The organism is Gordonia sp. CPCC 205333 (assembly GCF_048537885.1).
Classification (GTDB): domain Bacteria; phylum Actinomycetota; class Actinomycetes; order Mycobacteriales; family Mycobacteriaceae; genus Gordonia.
Window position 1 is genome coordinate 73561 of the sequence record NZ_JBCLVI010000002.1, and the last position, 18405, is coordinate 91965.

Here is an 18405-nt window from a genome sequence, read left to right on the forward strand (position 1 = left end):
GCCGCCACCGCCGCCCGAGGCAGTGAGGCAATTCACTATTAGTTGCGCTTGCGTCAATAGTTGCGTGGAGGTTACCTTTGTCGGCGTGCAATCATCTGTTTCATCGTCTGACGATCCGGTCGGGGCCACCTGCGCCGTGCTGGAACAGTTCTTCGAGCGCATCACGTGCTCGGCGAAAGCGGCGACGATGGACACCATGGTTGCCACCGAGCTCACCTTTTCGCAGATGCGTTCGGTGTTCATTCTCGGCTCGCACGGACTGCCGATGTCGGTCAACGAACTCGCCGGTGAACTCGGCCTATCGCTCGCCGCGGCCGGCCGGGGCATCGACAAGCTCGTCGGGCTCGGCATCGTCGATCGGCGCGAAGATGCGGCGGATCGTCGCATCAAACGAATCTCATTGACCGACAAGGGCCAGGACATTGTCGACGCCCAGCTGTCTATCAAAGAAGACCTGTTGCGCGACTTCGTTTCTCGGCTGCCAGCCGAATTGCGAGACGACCTTCAGTCAACCTTGAGTTCAATTGTCAACGGCGACAACGATTATTTCCCGACTTCCATCCCACAGAAAGCTCACGCATGACGTCACCATCTTCGGCCGGCGCCGCGAAGGCACCGGACACCACGCTCGATCGGCATGTGCTGATCGTCGCTGGCGTGGTCGTGCTCGGCGCGATCATGTCCATTCTCGACGTCACCGTTGTCTCGGTGGCACAGAACACCTTCCAGACGACATTCAACACCGATGCCGCCGGCGCCGCCTGGACGATGACCGGCTACACCTTGGCCTTGGCCTCAGTTATCCCGCTATCGTCCTGGGCGGCTTCGCGTTTCGGCACCAAAAAGGTCTACCTGACCTCACTGGTGCTATTCCTGGCCGGCTCGATTCTGTGCGCGTTCGCCTGGAATATCGGCTCACTGGTCGCGTTCCGTGTGATCCAGGGTCTCGGCGGCGGTTTGCTGATGCCGATCGGCATGATGATTCTGACCAAGGCCGCCGGACCGGAGCGGATCGGTTCGATCATGGCCGTCCTCGGTATCCCGATGCTGCTCGGCCCCATCGCCGGTCCGATCCTCGGTGGCCTGCTGATCGAGAAGGCTTCGTGGCACTGGGTCTTCCTCATCAACGTGCCCGTCGGCATCGTCGCGCTGGTCTACGCCGCCCTGGTCCTCAAGGACGATGACGAGAAGTCACGTCCCAAGATCGACCTGGTCGGTCTGTTGATGCTGTCCCCCGGTCTCGCACTGTTCCTCTATGGAATTTCCTCGAGTACCGAGTCCGGCACCTTCATCACGCCGAAGGTCCTCATCCCGGCCATCGTCGGTGCGGTTCTGATCGGGCTGTTCATCTGGCACGCGCTCAACTCTGACAAGCCGCTGCTGGACTTGCGACTATTCAAGAACAAGACGCTGACCGTCTCGGTCATCACCATGAGCATCTTCATGATGGCCTTCTTCGGTGCGTCGCTGCTCTACCCGCAGTACTTCATCGCAGTCCGCGGCGAATCAACCCTGGCCGCAGGACTTTTGCTGGCTCCGCAGGGTATCGGCGCCATGCTGACCATGCCGATCGCCGGTCGGATGACGGACAAAATCGGTCCGGGCAAGTTCGTCTTGGGCGGCATCGTACTGATCTTCATCGGCATGGGGACGTTCACCATGCTCGGCGCGGATACGTCCTACTGGCTGCTTTGCGGCGCGCTGTTCGTCCAGGGTCTGGGCATGGGCATGACGATGATGCCGATCATGTCCGCCGCGCTGGCAACCCTGACCAACGCTCAGGTGCCCGACGGCTCGACGATGATGAACGTGGTGCAGCAGACCGCGTCGTCAATCGGTACTGCGGTCATCGCTGTTATCTTGGCCTCGGGCCTGAAGGGCGACATGTTCGGTGGCGCCGCATTGCTCTCGAATACCGATCCGGATAAGTACGACCAGATCGTGCAGGCCGGTAAGGCGCCGGCCCAGCCACCGCTGGACTGGTTCGAGTCGGCCGCCGGCCACTACGGCACAGCGTTCATCGTCGCGGCGGTTTTGGTCGCCGTGACGTTGATCCCGGCCTTCTTCCTGCCGCGCACGAAGATCGCATCTTCGCTGACCGAGGAAGAGATGGATCGCCAGCCGACGATCATCCACTGATCGCCGGGCTCGCACTCCCGCTCAACTAGCTGTAGCCCCCGTCTCGACGGGGGCTACAGCTATTTTGGAGGGTACGCGATCAGAGCCAGCGCTGTGCGGCCACCAGATAGTCGCGGAAGCCGGCGAAACTGTCCACTACCTGCGCAGCGGTTCGGTGCTCGGTGACCAGCCCAGCAGACTCGCCCGCATAGACCGGGGCCATCGCGGTATCGCCTTGCACACGAGCCTGTTTCATTTGCGCGGTCATCGCGTCGGGAACGTCGGCCTCCAGTTCGGTGACCCGCTCAGCCCACTGCGCGGTGAAGTCGTTGCTCAGCGCGCGGCCTCCGTAGATGGTCGGCCAATCGAACCGTTGCGCCACATCGAAAGCCCTCGTATAGACCGTCTGATCGGTGTCCGCGTCGATCACGGCCTGTTTGGCCGAGTCCTTGAACAGGCTCTCCTCCGCCGCCGCGAAGGGCGTGCCAACCCACGCGGCAGCAGCTCCGGCCGCGAGAACCGCGGCAAGTCCCCGTGCCGTCGCAATACCTCCGGCGGCCAATACCGGCTTGTCGGTGATATCCAGGACTTGTTGCAGCAGAGGCAAAGTGGCAACAACACCGCGTCCGTGGCCACCGCCTTCGTCGCCACGTACCACCACCGCGTCGACACCGGCATCAAGTACATCGAGCGCTTCGGTTCGAGTTCCGACCTGCGCCACCACCGGGATACCCGCACCGTGCACGACACTCAGATACGGCCGTGGATCACCGAAACTCAAGCTGATCACTGCAGGGGATGCCGCCAGGGTGACATCGAGCAGTTCAGGATTGTCCGGCAACGACCAGCACATCAGGCCGACACCGAATCTGCCGCCAGCCGAAGCGATTTCGAGCTCGGGCGCAAGCTGCTCGACAGTCGCGACATTCCCGACGCCGACCATGCCCAAACCGCCCGCAGCGGTGATAGCTGATGCCAGCCGACCACCGGCGGCACCGGCCATCGGCGCTCCGACGACCGGAACGCGGAGGTCGTTGAGAAGACCGTCGATATCAGTCATCGGCCAGCGCACCGGTTTGCCGCAGGATCCAGGCCAGCTCGTACGCGGTCTCCTCCCACTGCTTGTACCGACCGGAAACGCCGCCGTGGCCGGCCGACATCTCCGTTTTCAGCAAGATGGGGTTGTCCGCGGTGGTGTTCTCCTGTAGTCGCGCAACCCATTTCGCAGCCTCGACATATAGAACGCGGGTGTCGTTGAGTGAATTGAGCGCGAGAATTGACGGATACGGCTTGGGCCCGACGTTCTCATACGGCGAATACGACTTCATATATTCGTAGACCTCGGAGTCATGCAGCGGGTCACCCCACTCATCCCATTCGATGACGGTCAGCGGTAGCGACGGATCGAGAATCGAATTGAGGGCGTCCACGAATGGCACCGACGCGAGAATGCCGTTGAACAACTCGGGCGCGAGGTTGGCGACCGCACCCATCAGCAATCCGCCGGCCGAACCACCTTCTGCCACCAGATGTTTCGGATCTGTCCAGCCGGTGCCGATGAGATGACGTGCCGAATCGACGAAGTCGGTGAAGGTGTTCTTCTTGGTGAGGGTCTTCCCGTCCTCATACCAGTGACGGCCGAGTTCGCCGCCGCCACGGATATGTGCGATGACGAATACGACGCCACGGTCGAGCATCGACAACCTCGACACTGAGAATCCGGGATCCATACTCGCCTCATACGAACCGTAAGCATAGAGCAGTGTCGGCCTGGGCTCGTCGGCCGTGGCCTCAATTCCCTTGCGCCGCACAATCGAGAGCGGAATCCTGGTTCCGTCCGCGGCGGTGGCCCACTCCCGACTCTGGGTGTAGTCGCCGACGTTGTACTCACCGAGAACCACTTGCCGCTTCAGGAGCGTGCGCTGTCCGGTCGCGACGTCGAGCGACGTCACTTCCGACGGCTCGATAAAGCTCGTGTAGCCGATGCGCAGCGACGGCGTCACAAATTCCGGGTTTCCGCCCAGCCCAACGGAATACAACTCTTGGTCAAAGGTCAGCGGTGCGAAATCCTCGGCGCGCGGGATTCCTTCGATCGACCGAAGGTCGGCGATAGCGACCTGTGGGAGCGCATTCTCCCGATACGACAGGGTGAGGTAGTCGGCGAAAGCATCGACCCCTTCGATTCGCCGTTCCGACGAGTGACCGATCAGTTCCCGACGTAGCGTCGGATCGGCGACCGGCGCGATATCGACTGCCGAATTCTCATATTTGACGCCGTCGCGTTCCTCGTTGTGGGTGAACAGGAAGTAGTCCGAACCCCCGATCACGGCATGTTCGACGTCATATTCCACCCCCTCGACTCGCGGTGCGACACTGACGAATTCACCGGTCGGATTGTCAGCGGCCAGCACGTAGGCCTCCGAAGTGATCTTCGATCCAACCCCGATGACCAGATACTGCCGGCTACGAGTCAATCCCATCCCGACCCAATAGCGTTCGTCGGGCTCGTGAAAGACCTTCACGTCTTCGGTGCCGGCACCAATGTCGTGCCGCCACACCGTATCCGGACGCCACGAGTCGTCGACCGTCTGATAGAAGACATGTGCGGCGTCCTGCGACCAAACGGCCCCGCCAGCGGTATCGGCGATGACATCGTCGAGCAATTCGCCGGTAGTCAGATTCTTGAAGCGCAGTGTGTAGCGCTCGTCGCCGACGACGTCGGTGCTATAGGCCAACCACTGACCGTCGTTGCTGACCGTTGCCGCGCCGAGGCTGAAGAAGTCGTGCCCTTGCGACTCGATGTTGCTGTCCAGCAACACTTCCTCGCCGGGGAGCACTTCGCCCGGGCTCACCTTGGGCGGTGTCCAGTCGTCGGCGGAGGCGATCGGAACCCGGCAGGAAACCGAATACTGTTTGCCCTCTTCGGTTCGGACGAAGTACCAGAACTTGCCGAGCCGATACGGCAGCGACATATCGGTTTCTTGGACACGGCTCTTGATCTCACCGAAAATCTCGTCACGAAGTCCAGCAAGTGAGTCGGTATGCGCTGCGGTGTAAGCGTTTTGCGCTTCGAGATACGCGATGACCTCGGCGTCGTCCTTATCTCGCAACCACTCGTAGTTGTCGACGACGGTGTCGCCGTGGTGCGTTCGCTCGTTGCGCACCTTCTTGGCGACAGGTGGTGTGCTCGGCACGGTTGCCAATGAATCGCTCCTATTCGGCGGTCGGCCAGTCCGCGAAGGACAGCCCGGAAATTCGTTCGTACGCTTCGAGATAGCGGGCCCGAGTCCGCTCGACGACATCGGCGGGCAGCGGCGGCGGCGGGGCCTCGCCGTGCCGGTCCCAGCCGGACTCCGGGCCGGTGAGCCAGTTCCGCACAATCTGCTTGTCAAAGGAAGGTTGCACCTGCCCCGCGGTGTAACCAGCTGCCTCCCAATACCGTGACGAATCGGGAGTGAGTACCTCGTCGGCCAGAACAAGCGTGCCGTCGGCATTCTGTCCGAACTCGAATTTTGTGTCGGCCAACAGGATTCCCCGATCGGCGGCCAGCGCCGCACCGCGTGAGTAGATGTCCAGGGTTACCGTTCGCAACGTGGTGGCGAGTTCCTCGCCCACTTGTTCGGCGACGTAGCCGAAGGACACGTTCTCATCGTGATCGCCCTGCGCCGCCTTGGTAGCCGGTGTGAAGATCGGCTCGGGAAGTCGGCTCGCCTCGCCAAGTCCGGCCGGCAACTCGACACCGCAAACCGTGCCGGTGTCGCGGTAGTCGATCAATCCCGATCCGGTCAGGTAACCCCGGGCCACACACTCGACCTCCACCATCGGCAATCTGCGCACAATCATCGAACGGCCAAGGACGGTTGCGGGGATCCGCTCGTCGGTCGGCGATCCGGCGAGATGATTGGGTACCCCGAGCACGTCGAACCAGAAGAAGCTCATCGCGGTGAGGATGCGTCCCTTGTCGTCGATCGGAGTATCGAGGATGAAGTCGTATGCCGAGATCCGATCGGTGGCGACGAGCAGCAGCGTGTCGTCGTCAACTTCGTAGATCTCGCGTACCTTGCCCGACGCGATATGTCGGTACGAATCCAGGGTTGGGCGCATATGACGAGGCTAGTGCCTACAGGATCGGCGCCGGGACGTAGGTCGCCGCCTCCGGATACTGTCCGATGATCTTCTGCGCCGCGGCGATGACATCGGCCACCTGCTGTTCGGCCGCCCCGACGAAAGCCTTCTTATCAGCAAGCGCTTCATCCAGTTGGGCGCGATCGAGCGGCAGCCGATCGTCGGCGGCCAGCCGATCGAGTAGGTCGGGCTCTTTGCCGTCCTCACGCATCGCGAGGGCAACCGCGACCGCGTTTTCCTTAATCGCCTCGTGGGCGGTCTCGCGCCCGACGCCCGCGCGCACCGCCGCCATCAGCACCTTGGTGGTGGCGAGGAACGGCAGGTAGCGATCGAGTTCATTGGCGATGACGGCCGGGTACGCGCCGAATTCGGCAAGCACGGTGAGGAAGGTCTCCATCAAACCGTCGAGGGCGAAGAAGGCGTCGGGCAGAGCGACGCGGCGCACCACTGAGCAGAAGACATCGCCCTCGTTCCACTGCGCTCCGGCCAATTCGGCCGCCATCGAGCCATAGCCGCGCAACACCACGGCGAGACCGTTGACCCGTTCACAACTGCGGGTGTTCATCTTGTGCGGCATCGCCGAACTGCCGACCTGGCCGGGCTGGAATCCCTCGGTGACCAGCTCATGGCCGGCCATCAATCGAATGGTGTGGGCCAATGACGACGGTGCCGCTGCCGTCTGCACCAGCGCCGAGACAACGTCGTGGTCAAGCGAACGCGGGTAGATCTGCCCGACCGAGGTCAACGACCGCGCAAATCCGAGATGTGCGGCAACCGCGTCCTCCAACTGCGCCAGCTTCTCGGCATCGCCGCCGAGCAGGTCGAGCATGTCTTGCGACGTACCCATCGGCCCCTTGATGCCACGTAGCGGATAACGGTCGATGAGCTCCGACAGCCGGGTGAGTGCGATCATGAGTTCGTCTGCGGCAGAGGCGAATCGCTTGCCCAGGGTGGTCGCCTGCGCCGCGACGTTGTGGCTGCGCCCGGCCATCACGACAGTCGCGTACTGCGCCGCCCGATCGGTGATGCGCGCCAGGGTCGTAACGCCGTGGGCATGTACGTGGCGCAGTGACGCGAGGATCTGTAGCTGTTCCACATTCTCCGTCAGGTCCCGGCTCGTCATGCCCTTGTGGACCTGCTCATGTCCGGCGAGGGCGTTGAACTCCTCAATGCGGGCCTTCACGTCGTGGCGGGTCACGCGTTCGCGGTCGGCGATCGAGTCCAGGTCGATCTGGTCGATGACCCGCTCGTAGTCGGCGATCGCCTGTTCCGGAACGTCGATACCCAGATCGCGTTGCGCCTTGAGGACCGCGATCCACAACTGCCGCTCAGCGGCGATCTTGTTGCGCGGTGACCAGATCTCCGCCAGCTCGGCGGAGGCGTAGCGGGCGGCCAGGACATTGGAAATCGCGGGTTTAGGCACCTGACCAGTGTAGTGGGGCACTGAAATCCGCCTCAGCCGACAGCGGGGCTAGTACATCTACCACCTCGACCAGTGCGTCTCGTGCGGCGCTCGCGGCATCCAGGTCACCCTGCGCGAGCGCGCCGACGACAGCTCCGTCCTCCACCGCCAGTAATTGCGCGGCATGCGCGACATCCCCGGTTCGTCCCGACTTGACCAGCGCATCGACATGCAAAACCGACAGCAGGCCCTGCCGTTCCCGGATCGAGTCCTGCAATCCGGTGTACCGCGCGGCCAAGACCACCAGCTCATATCTGGTCGCCAACTGAGCTCGGGTGGTATCACTCCCAACGAAGACTTCAGCGAGCGCGTCGGCAGTGGCCGCCGCTCCCCGACGCCGACGAGACAAGGCGTCACATCGTACCGAGATCGCAGCTGCATCGGCTGAACTCACGTGACTGACGGCCGCGGCGAGCAGATCATCGAGCGACCCGAAGTAGTAAGTGGTGGACGCCAACGGCAACTCCGCCCGGTCGGCCACCGCTCGATGCCGCACGGCGTCCACCCCACCGGCCATCAACAGTTCCGCCGCAGCCTCGACCAAGCGGGCACGACGCCGCAGACCTTTTGGCGTCGCAGCTGTTGACATGGGGAACATCGTGCCAAACCAGTGATCACGCGGGTGGTGTATTGATCGAAATCATGAATGCCGAGCACCAGTTACCGACATAACGGGCCACCGCCGAGAAGTACCGCGACGTGAACCGCCACACTCTGGATGCCGCCCTGCTCCGCGATCAGCACCCGCTCGCCGTGAACCGCCGGCACCCAGCGGGTCCACGCGACCCCATCGTGCGGGGCCACTGAACCGGCGACGGTGACCGACCGCCCGCCGTCGACATCTGATTCGACGAAGGTCACCTCCTGGTGACTCGGAACCGGCAGGCTCAGCCGATAGACGCAGTCCGTGCCGTACCGCGACGTCGAGGTCGACACACCGGCACCAGCATGCCCAGCGGACGTCAGCGCGATCACGCCCGCCCCCGCGAACACCAAGGCCCGGCGTCCACCCGATAGCCCCTTCGCGTGACCCGAACTCATAAGCGGCGACCTTTCGCGACATGGCATTTCAGTGACATATTCCACTGTGATCGTCGCGCGATACCGAAGCGCGAGTAGCGCACTACTCGTCTATTCGCTCCCCCCGACGGAAAGGGCCTGTCGGATTACCGATCGACATCGCACAGCACGTATTCTGTTGGACGATGACTTCTTCCTCCCACAACCGATTTCCGACCGCCGTCACCCGACGTGCGGTCTTGTTGTCTGGGCTGGGTGCAGCCGCTACCGCCGGCCTCGCGGCCTGCGGCACGTCGCAAGATCGACCCAGAATCGACCCGAAGAAGATGGAGCAGCCGCAGACCGCGGACGACGAGCTCCCGCCGGAGACAAGCGAGTCGGTGGCCGAAGGCGGCCCTCCCCTGATCAACGGCAGTTTCGTATCCGCCAAGATGGGTGGACGCGCGACGAATTGGATCGTGGCACGCCCCAAAGGCGTGACCGGAAAACTCCCGGTCGTCGTGGTACTACACGCACTGAACACCAACGAGAAATCGATCTTCAGTTCCAAACTGCAAATGCATGTCGCGCTGCAGCAATATGTCGATGCCGGCAATCCACCATTCGCGCTCGCATCGGTTGATGCGCAGCGAAATTATTACCACCTGCGCGCCGATGGAACCGACGGTGGCGCGATGGTCCTCGATGAGTTCCTGCCGATGCTGGCGTCGAATCCGGCGTTGAACCTGTCGACCGAACGCATTGGCTTGTTCGGCTGGTCGATGGGCGGATACGGCGCATTGCGGCTCGGGGCGATGCTCGGAGCCCCTCGAGTCGCTGCGGTGTCAGTGAGTTCGCCCGCATTGTGGGGCGATCCCCGGAACTTCCCGCCGCGAGCATTCGACTCGTTCGAGGACTACCAGGCCAATTCCCTTTTCGGACAACAAGATCGGTTCGCTCGTATCCCACTGATGATCGATATCGGCTCCAGCGATCAGTTCTTCATGTACACGCGACAGTGGGCTGCGGGCCTACGCCCGCCGCCGGCCTTCGCCACGAGCGCGGGTGGGCACACCAATCGCTACTGGCGCAGCGTGCTGCCAGATCACATCACCTTCCTCGGGCGAAACCTGGCCGTGTAAGACGACCGGCCGCCGACAAAGCCCCACCCCGGTAGTCGAGTGCTGACGAACGAGTCAGCCACCCCCGATGGTCGAGTGCTGACGACGAGCCTGCGAGATCGTCAGTGTATCGAGACCCCCGCCAGACAAATCCCCAACTCAACCACAAACCGTCACGCACATCAAAAGCATTGACCAACTTCACCTTTCGGCCCATCCGGTCTCGATACACCGGCGGGCTCGCAAGCTCGCACGACGGCACTCGACCAACCGACAGGCCGCGCTAACTCACTCAGTTCCCCGACGGGATCGAGATTCGCCCCTCCTGTGCCGCCAGGCCGATATCACTCCGAAAGTGACTGCCCGACAACTTGATCGACGACAGACGTTCATAAGCCTTCGATCGGGCCGCAGCAAGGTCCGCTCCGGTGCCGACGACCGCGAGGACTCGACCGCCAGCCGAGATCACGTCTCCGTCGTCGTCGAAAGCCGTGCCCGCGTGTAGCACTCCGTCGCCCTGCGCACCACTGATCGCGTCGCCGGTGCGCGGCTTACCCGGATAGTTCTCCGCGGCGAGAACCACGGTGACTGCCGCGCCGTCGGACCATTCCAACACGGGGAGATCGGCCAGCGTCCCGGTAGCTGTTGCCCGAAGCGCCTGTCCCAGCGGGGATTGCAGCAGTGCGAGAACCGCCTGCGTCTCAGGATCACCGAAGCGACAATTGAATTCGACGACAGCGGGCCCTTCGGCTCCCATCGCCAGCCCAGCGTAGAGCAAACCGGAGAACGGTACGCCACGTCGAACCATCTCTGCCGCAACAGGTTTCACCACATCGGCAACGATCTGATCAACCGCGCCGGTCGGCAACCACGGCAGCGGCGTGTAGGCCCCCATTCCACCGGTGTTCGGGCCGGTATCGGCGTCACCGACGCGCTTGTGGTCCTGCGCCGGGATGAGTGGGACCACAGTCTCGCCGTCGACCAGGCAGAACAACGACACCTCGGGTCCGTCCAGGAAACTCTCCAGCAGAACCGGATGCCCGGTCTCCAGAAGTTCAGCGGCATGATCACGGGCCTTCGCCCGCTCGGGGGTCACCACCACACCCTTACCCGCGGCAAGACCGTCATCCTTGACCACCCAGGTGGGACCGAAACGATCAAGTGCCGCATCGAGATTCGCCGCACTGTCGATGATCTCGCTCCGCGCGGTGCGTACACCGGCAGCAGACATCACGTCCTTGGCGAAGGCCTTGGATCCTTCGATCCGCGCCGCGGCCGCACTTGGCCCGAAAGTCGCAAACCCGGCTGCCCGCAAGTCGTCGGCGACACCGAGTACCAACGGAACCTCGGGGCCGATCACCACCAGGTCGGCCTCCACCTTCGCGGCCAAGCTCACCACCGCTTCACCGGAACTCACATCGACGGCGTGATTGGTCGCAACCGCGCCCGTCCCCGCGTTACCGGGGGCTACGTGGAGTTCGGTGACCTGCGAGTCGCGGCTCAAACCAAGAAGCAGGGCGTGTTCGCGGCCGCCCGAGCCGATCACTAGTACGCGCACGGACAGTCACCTTACTGCAGGGCCTCTTCGGCTGGATCGGCCCGCGCCGCCAACCGCTCCAAGGCCACATCGCGGCGGGCGCCTCCACCGGCCTCGTCGACTACGAGGATGAACAACGGCGCACCCGCGGCCACCACCAAGGCGACAACGATGGATACTCCGGCCGACGCGAGAATCACCGAGCCAGCCAGAAATACCAGTGCACCCCCGCCGAGCACCACTGTGAGCGGGTCGAAGTCGAGGAGGTAGTCGTAGATCGCCAGGATTCCGATGCAGAAGATGCCGAGCGGCACCGCGACCGTCGCAGCGACAACACCGGCGCCGACATGCGCCTCATGTTCGATATAGAGTGCCGCGACATGTAACCCCGCGCCGACCGCCGCGGTAGCCATAAAGATGATGATGTGCCCGTATCCCCAGGCGAAACACTTACGGCGGCGCAGGTGCAGTGCCTCACCCGTGGGCACCACGAAGTAGATCCACCACATGGCGAACGGAATCGTCATTCCGGTCAGGCCGAGCACTGCGGTCTCGACCGTCCATCCCTCGACTCCGACGACGGCCTGGAGGGCTGCGGTAGTACCGACGATGCCCTCCCCCAAGGTGATGATGGTCAGCAATCCGTACCGCTCGGCGATATGGTGCGCGTGCCACGGAGTCGGACCCGATTTGCTGTTCTCGGCGATGACCGGTCCGCTAAGTTCGACGAAGAACAGGATGAGCGATGCGAGCGCCGCCGGTAGAAACGGCAGGTCGATAATCGCGATTGTTACCCAGCCGATCTGCGCGACGCAGATGGCAGCGGCGTAGGTCAGGCAAACGCCACGGTATCGTTCCGACGCCAGCGCGGCGCGGATCCATTGAATCGACATCGCCACGCGCATGATCACATAGCCGAATACCAACACCCGGTTGTCGAGATGCTCACGCTCCTCGAGTGAGGCGAAGACCGCCGGGATCCCCAGTGCCACTACCGCGACGCCGATCATCTGGAACAGCGTGGTTACCCGGAAGAACCAGTCGTCGGTATCGAAGGCCGACGCGAACCAACTGAAATTGATCCACGCCCAGATCGCGGCGAAGGTGGAAAAGACGAAACCCGCTGTCGCGACGAAGAAGTGCCCTTCGGCCAACGCGTGGGCTACTTGGACGCCGGCAACCGAGAAGGCCACGACGAATACCAAGTCGAAGAACAACTCGAGTGTCGTCGCGACCCGCCCGGATTCGTGCGGGTCGCGACCGGCCATTCTGGTTACTCGATGCTGGGCAGAAATCCTCATGATCGAGCACTATATTGGGTTTGCCCCAATCTGGTGCTACGACACCTTGATTGCGGTCAGCTCATAAAGCGTGATCCCGTCCACCGTCTTCGCCGTGAAGTTGCTCTCGACCCAGTCACTAATCTGCGCCGACGTTCGCGACGAGTCGGAATTGCCCATGAATCCGTCTCGACCACTTGCGATGTAGTAGTGGATCTTCTTCTGTGTCACCAACTCTTTGAACTGATCTAGCGTGGGTGACGGATCGGTCCCATTGAAGCCGCCGATCGGCATCACCGAGTGGTTCGTCGACAACTGGTATCCCGAAGCCGTCATCGACCCGACTGCCGCCGCGACCCAGGTATACCGGTCGGCGTTCTCGTTGAGGGTGGCGATGACCGTACCAGTGGGATTCGATCCCCACAGCAAACCTCCACTGCGGCCACCGGGACCGCCTTGGGAATTCGAGCCACCCGGACTCGCCTGCCTACTGTTCATCCCGCCTAGGCCACCACGGCTTCCACCGTTCATGCCGGGCATCCCGGTTGTACTGCCCGGCCCGCCCGTGTTGCCGCCGGGCATACCGTTCATGCCAGTCATGCCTGGGCCACCGCCCCGCCCGCCGCGTCGTCCGAAGCCTCCACCCGGACCACCCATGCCGCCGTTGACATTTGGCCCGGCGCTGATGATCGAACCGGATTTCGCCGTGCCGACCGTGTCGAGTGTGTATGCGAGCGGCCCGGCCAGACCGGCCACGACGGCCAGCGCGGCTGCGATGATCGCGGTCTTACGTTGCGATGGGAGGAACGCGAGGCCCCCGGCGATGCCGGCCAACAACACCAGCCAGCGTAACCATGGAAGAAAGTCGGGCGAGCGATTCAACAGTGCGAATCCCCAACCGGCCGTTGCCCATACCGCCACCGCTGCAACGATACGGACCCACAATTCGCTCCGCTGCCGCCACAACAGGGTCGCGCCGCCGCCGATCAGCGCGGCAATCGCGGGCGCCAGCGCCGCGGTGTAGTAGCTGTGGAAGATACCTTCCATGAAGCTGAATACGCCCATCGTGACAAGCAGCCACAGTCCCCATACGACGAGGAAGGCTCGCTGAGGATCACGGCGAGACATCTTGCGCAGCACAATGATTCCAGCAACCGCCACGATCAGCGCGGCCGGGATAAGCCAGGCGATCTGCCCACCTTGTCCCGGTTCGAACATCCGCGACCAGCCAGCTTCACCAAATGGGCTGAACCGACCACCCCCGGCCCCGCCGCCCGGACCACCGTAGTTGCCCATTCGGCCCGGTCCAACCGAACCAGTCTCCTCGCCGTTGATCCGGCCGATCCCGTTGTAGCCCAGAGTCAATTCCAGGATCGAGTTGGTCGGTGAACCGCCGATATACGGCCTCGACGACGCTGGCCACAGTTCGACGGTGAGGATCCACCAACCCGCGCTGACAATCAGACCGGCGAGTGCGGCGAATAGCTGCACCAGGCGCTTGCCCCAGCCATACGGACCGAACGCGAAATAGGCGATCGCAAGGCCCGGCACGATCAGCAAGACGGCCATTTGCTTTGTCAGGAAACCGAAACCGACGAACACACCGCACAGCACCAGCCAGCGGGTCCGCCCATCCTCGATCGCGCTCAAGGCCGCCCACACCGCACCGATCATCAGCAGGAGCAGCAACGCTTCAGGGTTGTTGAACCGGAACATCAGCGCTGCAACCGGCGTGACCGCCAACGTCGCACCGGCGAGAATCGCGGCCCAATGCCCGAAATAGCGTCTAGTCACGAAATACAGCAACGCGACGGAACCGATGCCCATCAGCACCTCGGGCACCAGCATCGCCCAACTGTTCAGTCCGAATATTCGCACCGACAGACCTGGAATCCACAGGGAGGCAGGCGGTTTGTCGACGGTTATCGAATTCGCCATATCCGAGGAGCCGAAGAACCATGCCTTCCACGATTGGGATCCGGCTTGGATGGCCGCGGCATAGAAGGAATTGCCCCAGCCATTGGCGGACAGATTCCAGAGGTAAGCAATGGTGGTGGCTACAAGCAATACCGCCAACGACACGCGGTGAGCGATTTGCGTTGTCCACCATCCGGATTCACGCTCTGATGCCGAGCCCCCAGCGACCTGGTCGGTCACCGGGGTGTCGGGCCGTCCGACTGATTCGTTATTGGTATCGGTGTCGGTCGCAGTTGTCATATCAGGCGCTCGCAATCGCTGCGGCGGACTGACTCTTGGCGCGAAAGACCCACCGCAGTCCGACGAATCGGGTGACGGTGGCCACCAGGTTCGCGACGACCAGCACGATCAATTCGACATGTTTACCCGCTTCCGGCGCCCAATAGTGAAGGGCAACAAGGGATAGGGCGGTGATCGCCCAACCGAACAGAAATATGCCGAAGCCGAGCATCTGATGCTGTACCGCGTTGTCGCGACCGCGGACACCAAAACTGAACCGGCGGTTGGCCGTGGTGTTGGCTACCGCGGTGATTCCCAAAGCAAGGAAATTCGCGACCTGCGCACCACAGAAGCTGTGTAACAACAGGTATAGGACGGCGTAGGCGATCGTCGACGCGACACCGACCACGCAGAACCGAATGAGCTGCCCCATCAGACCGGGTGGCACACCGTCGAGATCCGACCCTGGCGCCCGGTCTTGACCGATGGCATTGCGCAACTCGACAACCGGGATCTGTCCCCGCGCGAATGCGGTGCCGACGCGCAGGCATCCTTTGAGATCGGCGACGGCCGTCCCGACGATATCGACACTACTGTTGACATCGTCAACCCAGTCGACAGGCACCTCGGCGATACGAAGCCCGAGCCGTTCGGCGAGCACCAGGAGTTCGGTGTCGAAGAACCAGCCGGTGTCGACGATATAGGGCAGCACCACATGCGCGACGTCGGCGCGGACAGCCTTGAACCCGCACTGGGCGTCGGAGAATTTGGCGCCCATCGTGGTCCGCAAGATGAAGTTGTAGCTGCGTGAGATGAATTCCCGCTTCGGTCCGCGTACAACCCGCGAGGTACGGGCCAACCGGGTGCCGATGGCAACGTCGGAGTGGCCGGAGATCAGCGGCGCGATCAGCGGCATCAGCGCGTTGAGGTCGGTGGAGAGGTCGACGTCGCAGTAGGCGACGATCTCGGCGTCGCTGGCCTGCCACACGGCGTTGAGCGCACGGCCCCGCCCCTTCTGGTCGAGATGGGCCACGCGAAGACCGGCGACCTCGGCCACCATCGCGGCGGCGATCTCCAGGGTGCCGTCGGTGCTGGCGTTGTCAGCCACGGTGATCCGGGAGGTGTAGGGCACATGCTGGTCAAGGTGGGCCCGCAGCCGACGCAGTGTCGAACCGATGTCGTCGCGCTCGTTGTATACCGGAACGACGATGTCGAGGACGGGTGCGGTCTGGGAGTTGTCGGCGACGACGGTGATCGGCTCGGTCACAATCGGCATCCCGGTGTCGGAGCCCGCGGCGGCGGGAAGCGTGTCGGTGGTCATGGGATACAGCTTCGGATGCCGGACTTGCGCACAACTGCGTCGACGCTGTGAGGTGACTGTGCGCACCTTCTCCCCCGAAGGCTGTCGGCGCCGGGCGATACGGTGAGGGCATGACTCCCGACGCGCCCACCGCACTGCAACCCGCGCAGCAACAGGTCGCCGACCGGGTAATCACCGCACTTGCCGGCCCGCGGGCGACGTTTCGATCCGATCAATTGCGGGCCGTGAGCGCCCTTCTCGCGCCTGCGGCGCGCGTACTCGTTGTTCAAGCAACAGGGTGGGGAAAATCCGCCGTCTACTGGGCCGCGACCGCGATCCGCCGCAGCGGCGGTGCCGGGCCGACGCTGATCGTGTCACCGCTGCTGTCGCTGATGCGCGATCAAGTGGCCGCTGCCGAACGCGCGGGTCTGCTTGCCGCGACGCTGAATTCGGCGAATGTCGACGACTGGTCGGCGATCGAAGAGCAACTGCGCAACGGCGATCTCGACGTGTTGCTGGTGTCCCCGGAACGTCTGGCCAATCCGGGGTTCGGACGCCGAGTCCTCCAGGCACTGGCAGGCAACCTCGGACTACTCGTGATCGATGAGGCTCATGCCATCTCCGACTGGGGACACGATTTTCGTCCGGACTACCGCCGCGTCTCCGATGTCCTGACGACTCTCAACCCCGAAACCCCCGTCCTCGCGACGACGGCGACCGCGAATGCTCGCGTCACCGAGGATGTGGCCGTGCAACTGGGCGACGACACGCTGGTGTTGAGAGGACCACTAGCCCGAAAATCGTTACATCTCAATGTGATCAATGGCCTGTCGCCGATCCAGCGATACGGCTGGATCGCGCAGTCACTACCCGAGTTGCCGGGGTCAGGCATTGTTTACGCACTGACCGTCGCCGACACCGATCGCCTGGTCGCGGCGATAAAAGCTGTGCACGGCAACGACTATCCGGTCGCGGCCTACTCCGGCCAGCTTGACCCGACGACCCGCCACCGCCTGGAAGATGCGTTGCTGCACAACGAGATCAAGGCGCTCGTCGCAACATCGGCTCTCGGCATGGGTTATGACAAACCCGACCTCGGATTCGTGGTGCACGTCGGTTCGCCACCGTCGCCAGTCTCCTACTACCAGCAGGTCGGCCGTGCCGGTCGCGCAATCGACGAGTCCGTTGTCGCGCTGCTGGCCTCACCGATAGACGATGCCATCTGGGAGTATTTCGCCACCGCGACGATCCCCAATCCGAATCATATGGAGACCTTGCTGACAACGCTTGGCGGCCAATCAGATCCGATGTCAGTGCCTCAGCTCGAGTCGGTGACCAATTTGCGCCGTACCCGAATCGAACTCATGCTCAAACAACTCGCCGTCGACGATGTCGTCGAACGCGTGACCGACGGCTGGCGGGCGACCGGCAAGGACTGGACTTACGACCAGGCGCACTACGACGGCGTGGTGGCTGCCCGACGCCGCGAGGCAGACATTATGCGTGACTACGTGCAGGGCCGCGCGTGTTTGATGCGATTGCTCGTCGAATCCCTCGATGACCCTGACCCCGCCGATTGCGGAAAGTGCTCGGTTTGCCGCGGGCAATTGACCAACGACCTCGTGTCCACCACCGACCCCGGACAATTGCGCACGATCACCACCGCCCTGCGCCGCGACGCCATGATCCTCGAACCCCGCAAGATGTGGCCGGGCGGAACGTTCGGACAACGCGGTCGGATCAGTCCCGATGCGAAGGCCGAGGTCGGGCGGGTGTTGATTCATGCCGACGCGCCGGAATGGTCGGAGGTGCTGCGGGCCGCCCAGAACGGTGACGTTGCGGCGGTCAGCGAATTAGGCGATGCCGCCGTCGCGACGTTGGCCTCCTGGGTGCGCGCCGCCGAAATCCGGCCCGATTCCATTGTCTCGCTTCGACTTACCGGAACTGATCTCGCCGAGGCGGTCGCGAGCCATCTCCGTTCGGTCGGTCGGCGCCCGGGAACGGTCCTCCCGGTCCAAGCCGGGAGAACCCCCGACTCCGGCGCGACGGGCGCCGTCGAGGCGGCGTACTGGCGCGATCACATCGATGCACCCGATCCAAGTTCCGGCACGGTTGCCGGGCAGGTGGTGCTGATGGTGGCCGACGCGTCGTCGTCGGGGTGGCCGCTGACGATCGCCGCGGCCAAACTCCGCGAGGCTGGCGCATCGGCGGTGATGCCGTTGCTGATTCACAGAACGGTGTAGATCCGGCCAGCGAAGTCGAAGCCG

The 18405-nt window shown here is 63.2% G+C and carries 14 protein-coding genes; 4 read left to right on the forward strand and 10 right to left on the reverse strand.

Annotation, left to right across the window (positions count from 1 at the left end; genetic code table 11):
* Positions 1-85 precede the first annotated feature (85 nt).
* On the forward strand, positions 86-583 hold the full coding sequence (locus AAFP29_RS05890) for a MarR family winged helix-turn-helix transcriptional regulator (protein WP_419216418.1): 498 nt from the start codon (positions 86-88) through the stop codon (positions 581-583).
* Complete coding sequence (locus AAFP29_RS05895; protein ID WP_419216419.1) at positions 580-2139, forward strand: DHA2 family efflux MFS transporter permease subunit; 1560 nt, start codon at positions 580-582, stop codon at positions 2137-2139. Before AAFP29_RS05890 ends, AAFP29_RS05895 begins: the two co-directional genes overlap by 4 nt.
* Before the next feature lie 79 nt (positions 2140-2218).
* Here AAFP29_RS05895 and AAFP29_RS05900 read toward each other — a convergent pair whose 3' ends face one another.
* The 6 genes from AAFP29_RS05900 to AAFP29_RS05925 all read right to left on the reverse strand — a co-directional run bounded on the left by AAFP29_RS05900 (position 2219) and on the right by AAFP29_RS05925 (position 8746).
* Positions 2219-3178 (reverse strand): NAD(P)H-dependent flavin oxidoreductase, encoded by a 960-nt coding sequence (locus tag AAFP29_RS05900; RefSeq protein WP_419216420.1) that lies wholly within the window; start codon positions 3176-3178, stop codon positions 2219-2221.
* Positions 3171-5321, reverse strand: coding sequence for a S9 family peptidase (locus AAFP29_RS05905; protein WP_419216421.1), 2151 nt, complete (start codon positions 5319-5321; stop codon positions 3171-3173). Before AAFP29_RS05905 ends, AAFP29_RS05900 begins: the two co-directional genes overlap by 8 nt.
* 10 nt (positions 5322-5331) lie before the next feature.
* Positions 5332-6222, reverse strand: a complete 891-nt coding sequence (locus tag AAFP29_RS05910) for a phosphoribosylaminoimidazolesuccinocarboxamide synthase (protein ID WP_419216422.1) — start codon at positions 6220-6222, stop codon at positions 5332-5334.
* Positions 6223-6238: 16 nt separating this feature from the next.
* A complete protein-coding gene (gene purB / locus AAFP29_RS05915) occupies positions 6239-7666 on the reverse strand; it encodes an adenylosuccinate lyase (RefSeq protein WP_419216423.1) in 1428 nt (475 codons plus the stop codon).
* Positions 7659-8303 carry a TetR/AcrR family transcriptional regulator gene (locus AAFP29_RS05920; protein WP_419216424.1) on the reverse strand — a complete coding sequence of 215 codons (645 nt, stop codon included), beginning with the start codon at positions 8301-8303 and terminating at the stop codon, positions 7659-7661. The genes purB and AAFP29_RS05920 overlap by 8 nt, the downstream gene beginning before the upstream one ends.
* Positions 8304-8365: 62 nt before the next feature.
* Positions 8366-8746, reverse strand: coding sequence for a hypothetical protein (locus AAFP29_RS05925; protein ID WP_419216426.1), 381 nt, complete (start codon positions 8744-8746; stop codon positions 8366-8368).
* A gap of 164 nt (positions 8747-8910) precedes the next feature.
* Between AAFP29_RS05925 and AAFP29_RS05930 the strand changes: the two genes are divergently transcribed.
* Complete coding sequence (locus tag AAFP29_RS05930; RefSeq protein ID WP_419216427.1) at positions 8911-9846, forward strand: alpha/beta hydrolase; 936 nt, start codon at positions 8911-8913, stop codon at positions 9844-9846.
* 271 nt (positions 9847-10117) lie between these two features.
* On the opposite strand, the gene purD is transcribed toward AAFP29_RS05930, so the two are convergent.
* The 4 genes from purD to AAFP29_RS05950 form a co-directional block, all read right to left on the reverse strand.
* Positions 10118-11383: a phosphoribosylamine--glycine ligase gene (gene purD / locus AAFP29_RS05935; RefSeq protein ID WP_419216428.1), complete on the reverse strand. Its 1266-nt coding sequence runs from the start codon at positions 11381-11383 to the stop codon at positions 10118-10120.
* Positions 11384-11394: 11 nt separating this feature from the next.
* Positions 11395-12630, reverse strand: a complete 1236-nt coding sequence (locus AAFP29_RS05940) for a low temperature requirement protein A (protein ID WP_419217216.1) — start codon at positions 12628-12630, stop codon at positions 11395-11397.
* Between the two features lie 69 nt (positions 12631-12699).
* A complete protein-coding gene (locus AAFP29_RS05945; RefSeq protein WP_419216429.1) occupies positions 12700-14859 on the reverse strand; it encodes an ArnT family glycosyltransferase in 2160 nt (719 codons plus the stop codon).
* 1 nt (position 14860) lies between these two features.
* On the reverse strand, positions 14861-16159 hold the full coding sequence (locus AAFP29_RS05950) for a glycosyltransferase (RefSeq protein WP_419216430.1): 1299 nt from the start codon (positions 16157-16159) through the stop codon (positions 14861-14863).
* Positions 16160-16269: 110 nt separating this feature from the next.
* On the opposite strand from AAFP29_RS05950, the gene AAFP29_RS05955 reads away from it, so the two are divergent.
* The gene (locus AAFP29_RS05955; RefSeq protein WP_419216431.1) at positions 16270-18381 is read left to right on the forward strand and encodes a RecQ family ATP-dependent DNA helicase; all 2112 of its coding nucleotides are present in this window, start codon (positions 16270-16272) and stop codon (positions 18379-18381) included.
* Positions 18382-18405: the final 24 nt, after the last annotated feature.

Excerpts from the sequence above, each read along its gene's own strand:
- AAFP29_RS05895 (WP_419216419.1), top strand. The coding sequence starts at position 580 with ATGACGTCACCATCTTCGGCCGGCGCCGCGAAGGCACCGGACACCACG.
- AAFP29_RS05900 (WP_419216420.1), bottom strand. The coding sequence starts at position 3,178 with ATGACTGATATCGACGGTCTTCTCAACGACCTCCGCGTTCCGGTCGTC.
- AAFP29_RS05910 (WP_419216422.1), bottom strand. The coding sequence starts at position 6,222 with ATGCGCCCAACCCTGGATTCGTACCGACATATCGCGTCGGGCAAGGTA.
- AAFP29_RS05920 (WP_419216424.1), bottom strand. The coding sequence starts at position 8,303 with ATGTTCCCCATGTCAACAGCTGCGACGCCAAAAGGTCTGCGGCGTCGT.
- AAFP29_RS05925 (WP_419216426.1), bottom strand. The coding sequence starts at position 8,746 with ATGAGTTCGGGTCACGCGAAGGGGCTATCGGGTGGACGCCGGGCCTTG.
- AAFP29_RS05930 (WP_419216427.1), top strand. The coding sequence starts at position 8,911 with ATGACTTCTTCCTCCCACAACCGATTTCCGACCGCCGTCACCCGACGT.
- AAFP29_RS05940 (WP_419217216.1), bottom strand. The coding sequence starts at position 12,630 with ATGGCCGGTCGCGACCCGCACGAATCCGGGCGGGTCGCGACGACACTC.
- AAFP29_RS05945 (WP_419216429.1), bottom strand. The coding sequence starts at position 14,859 with ATGACAACTGCGACCGACACCGATACCAATAACGAATCAGTCGGACGG.
- AAFP29_RS05950 (WP_419216430.1), bottom strand. The coding sequence starts at position 16,159 with ATGACCACCGACACGCTTCCCGCCGCCGCGGGCTCCGACACCGGGATG.
- AAFP29_RS05955 (WP_419216431.1), top strand. The coding sequence starts at position 16,270 with ATGACTCCCGACGCGCCCACCGCACTGCAACCCGCGCAGCAACAGGTC.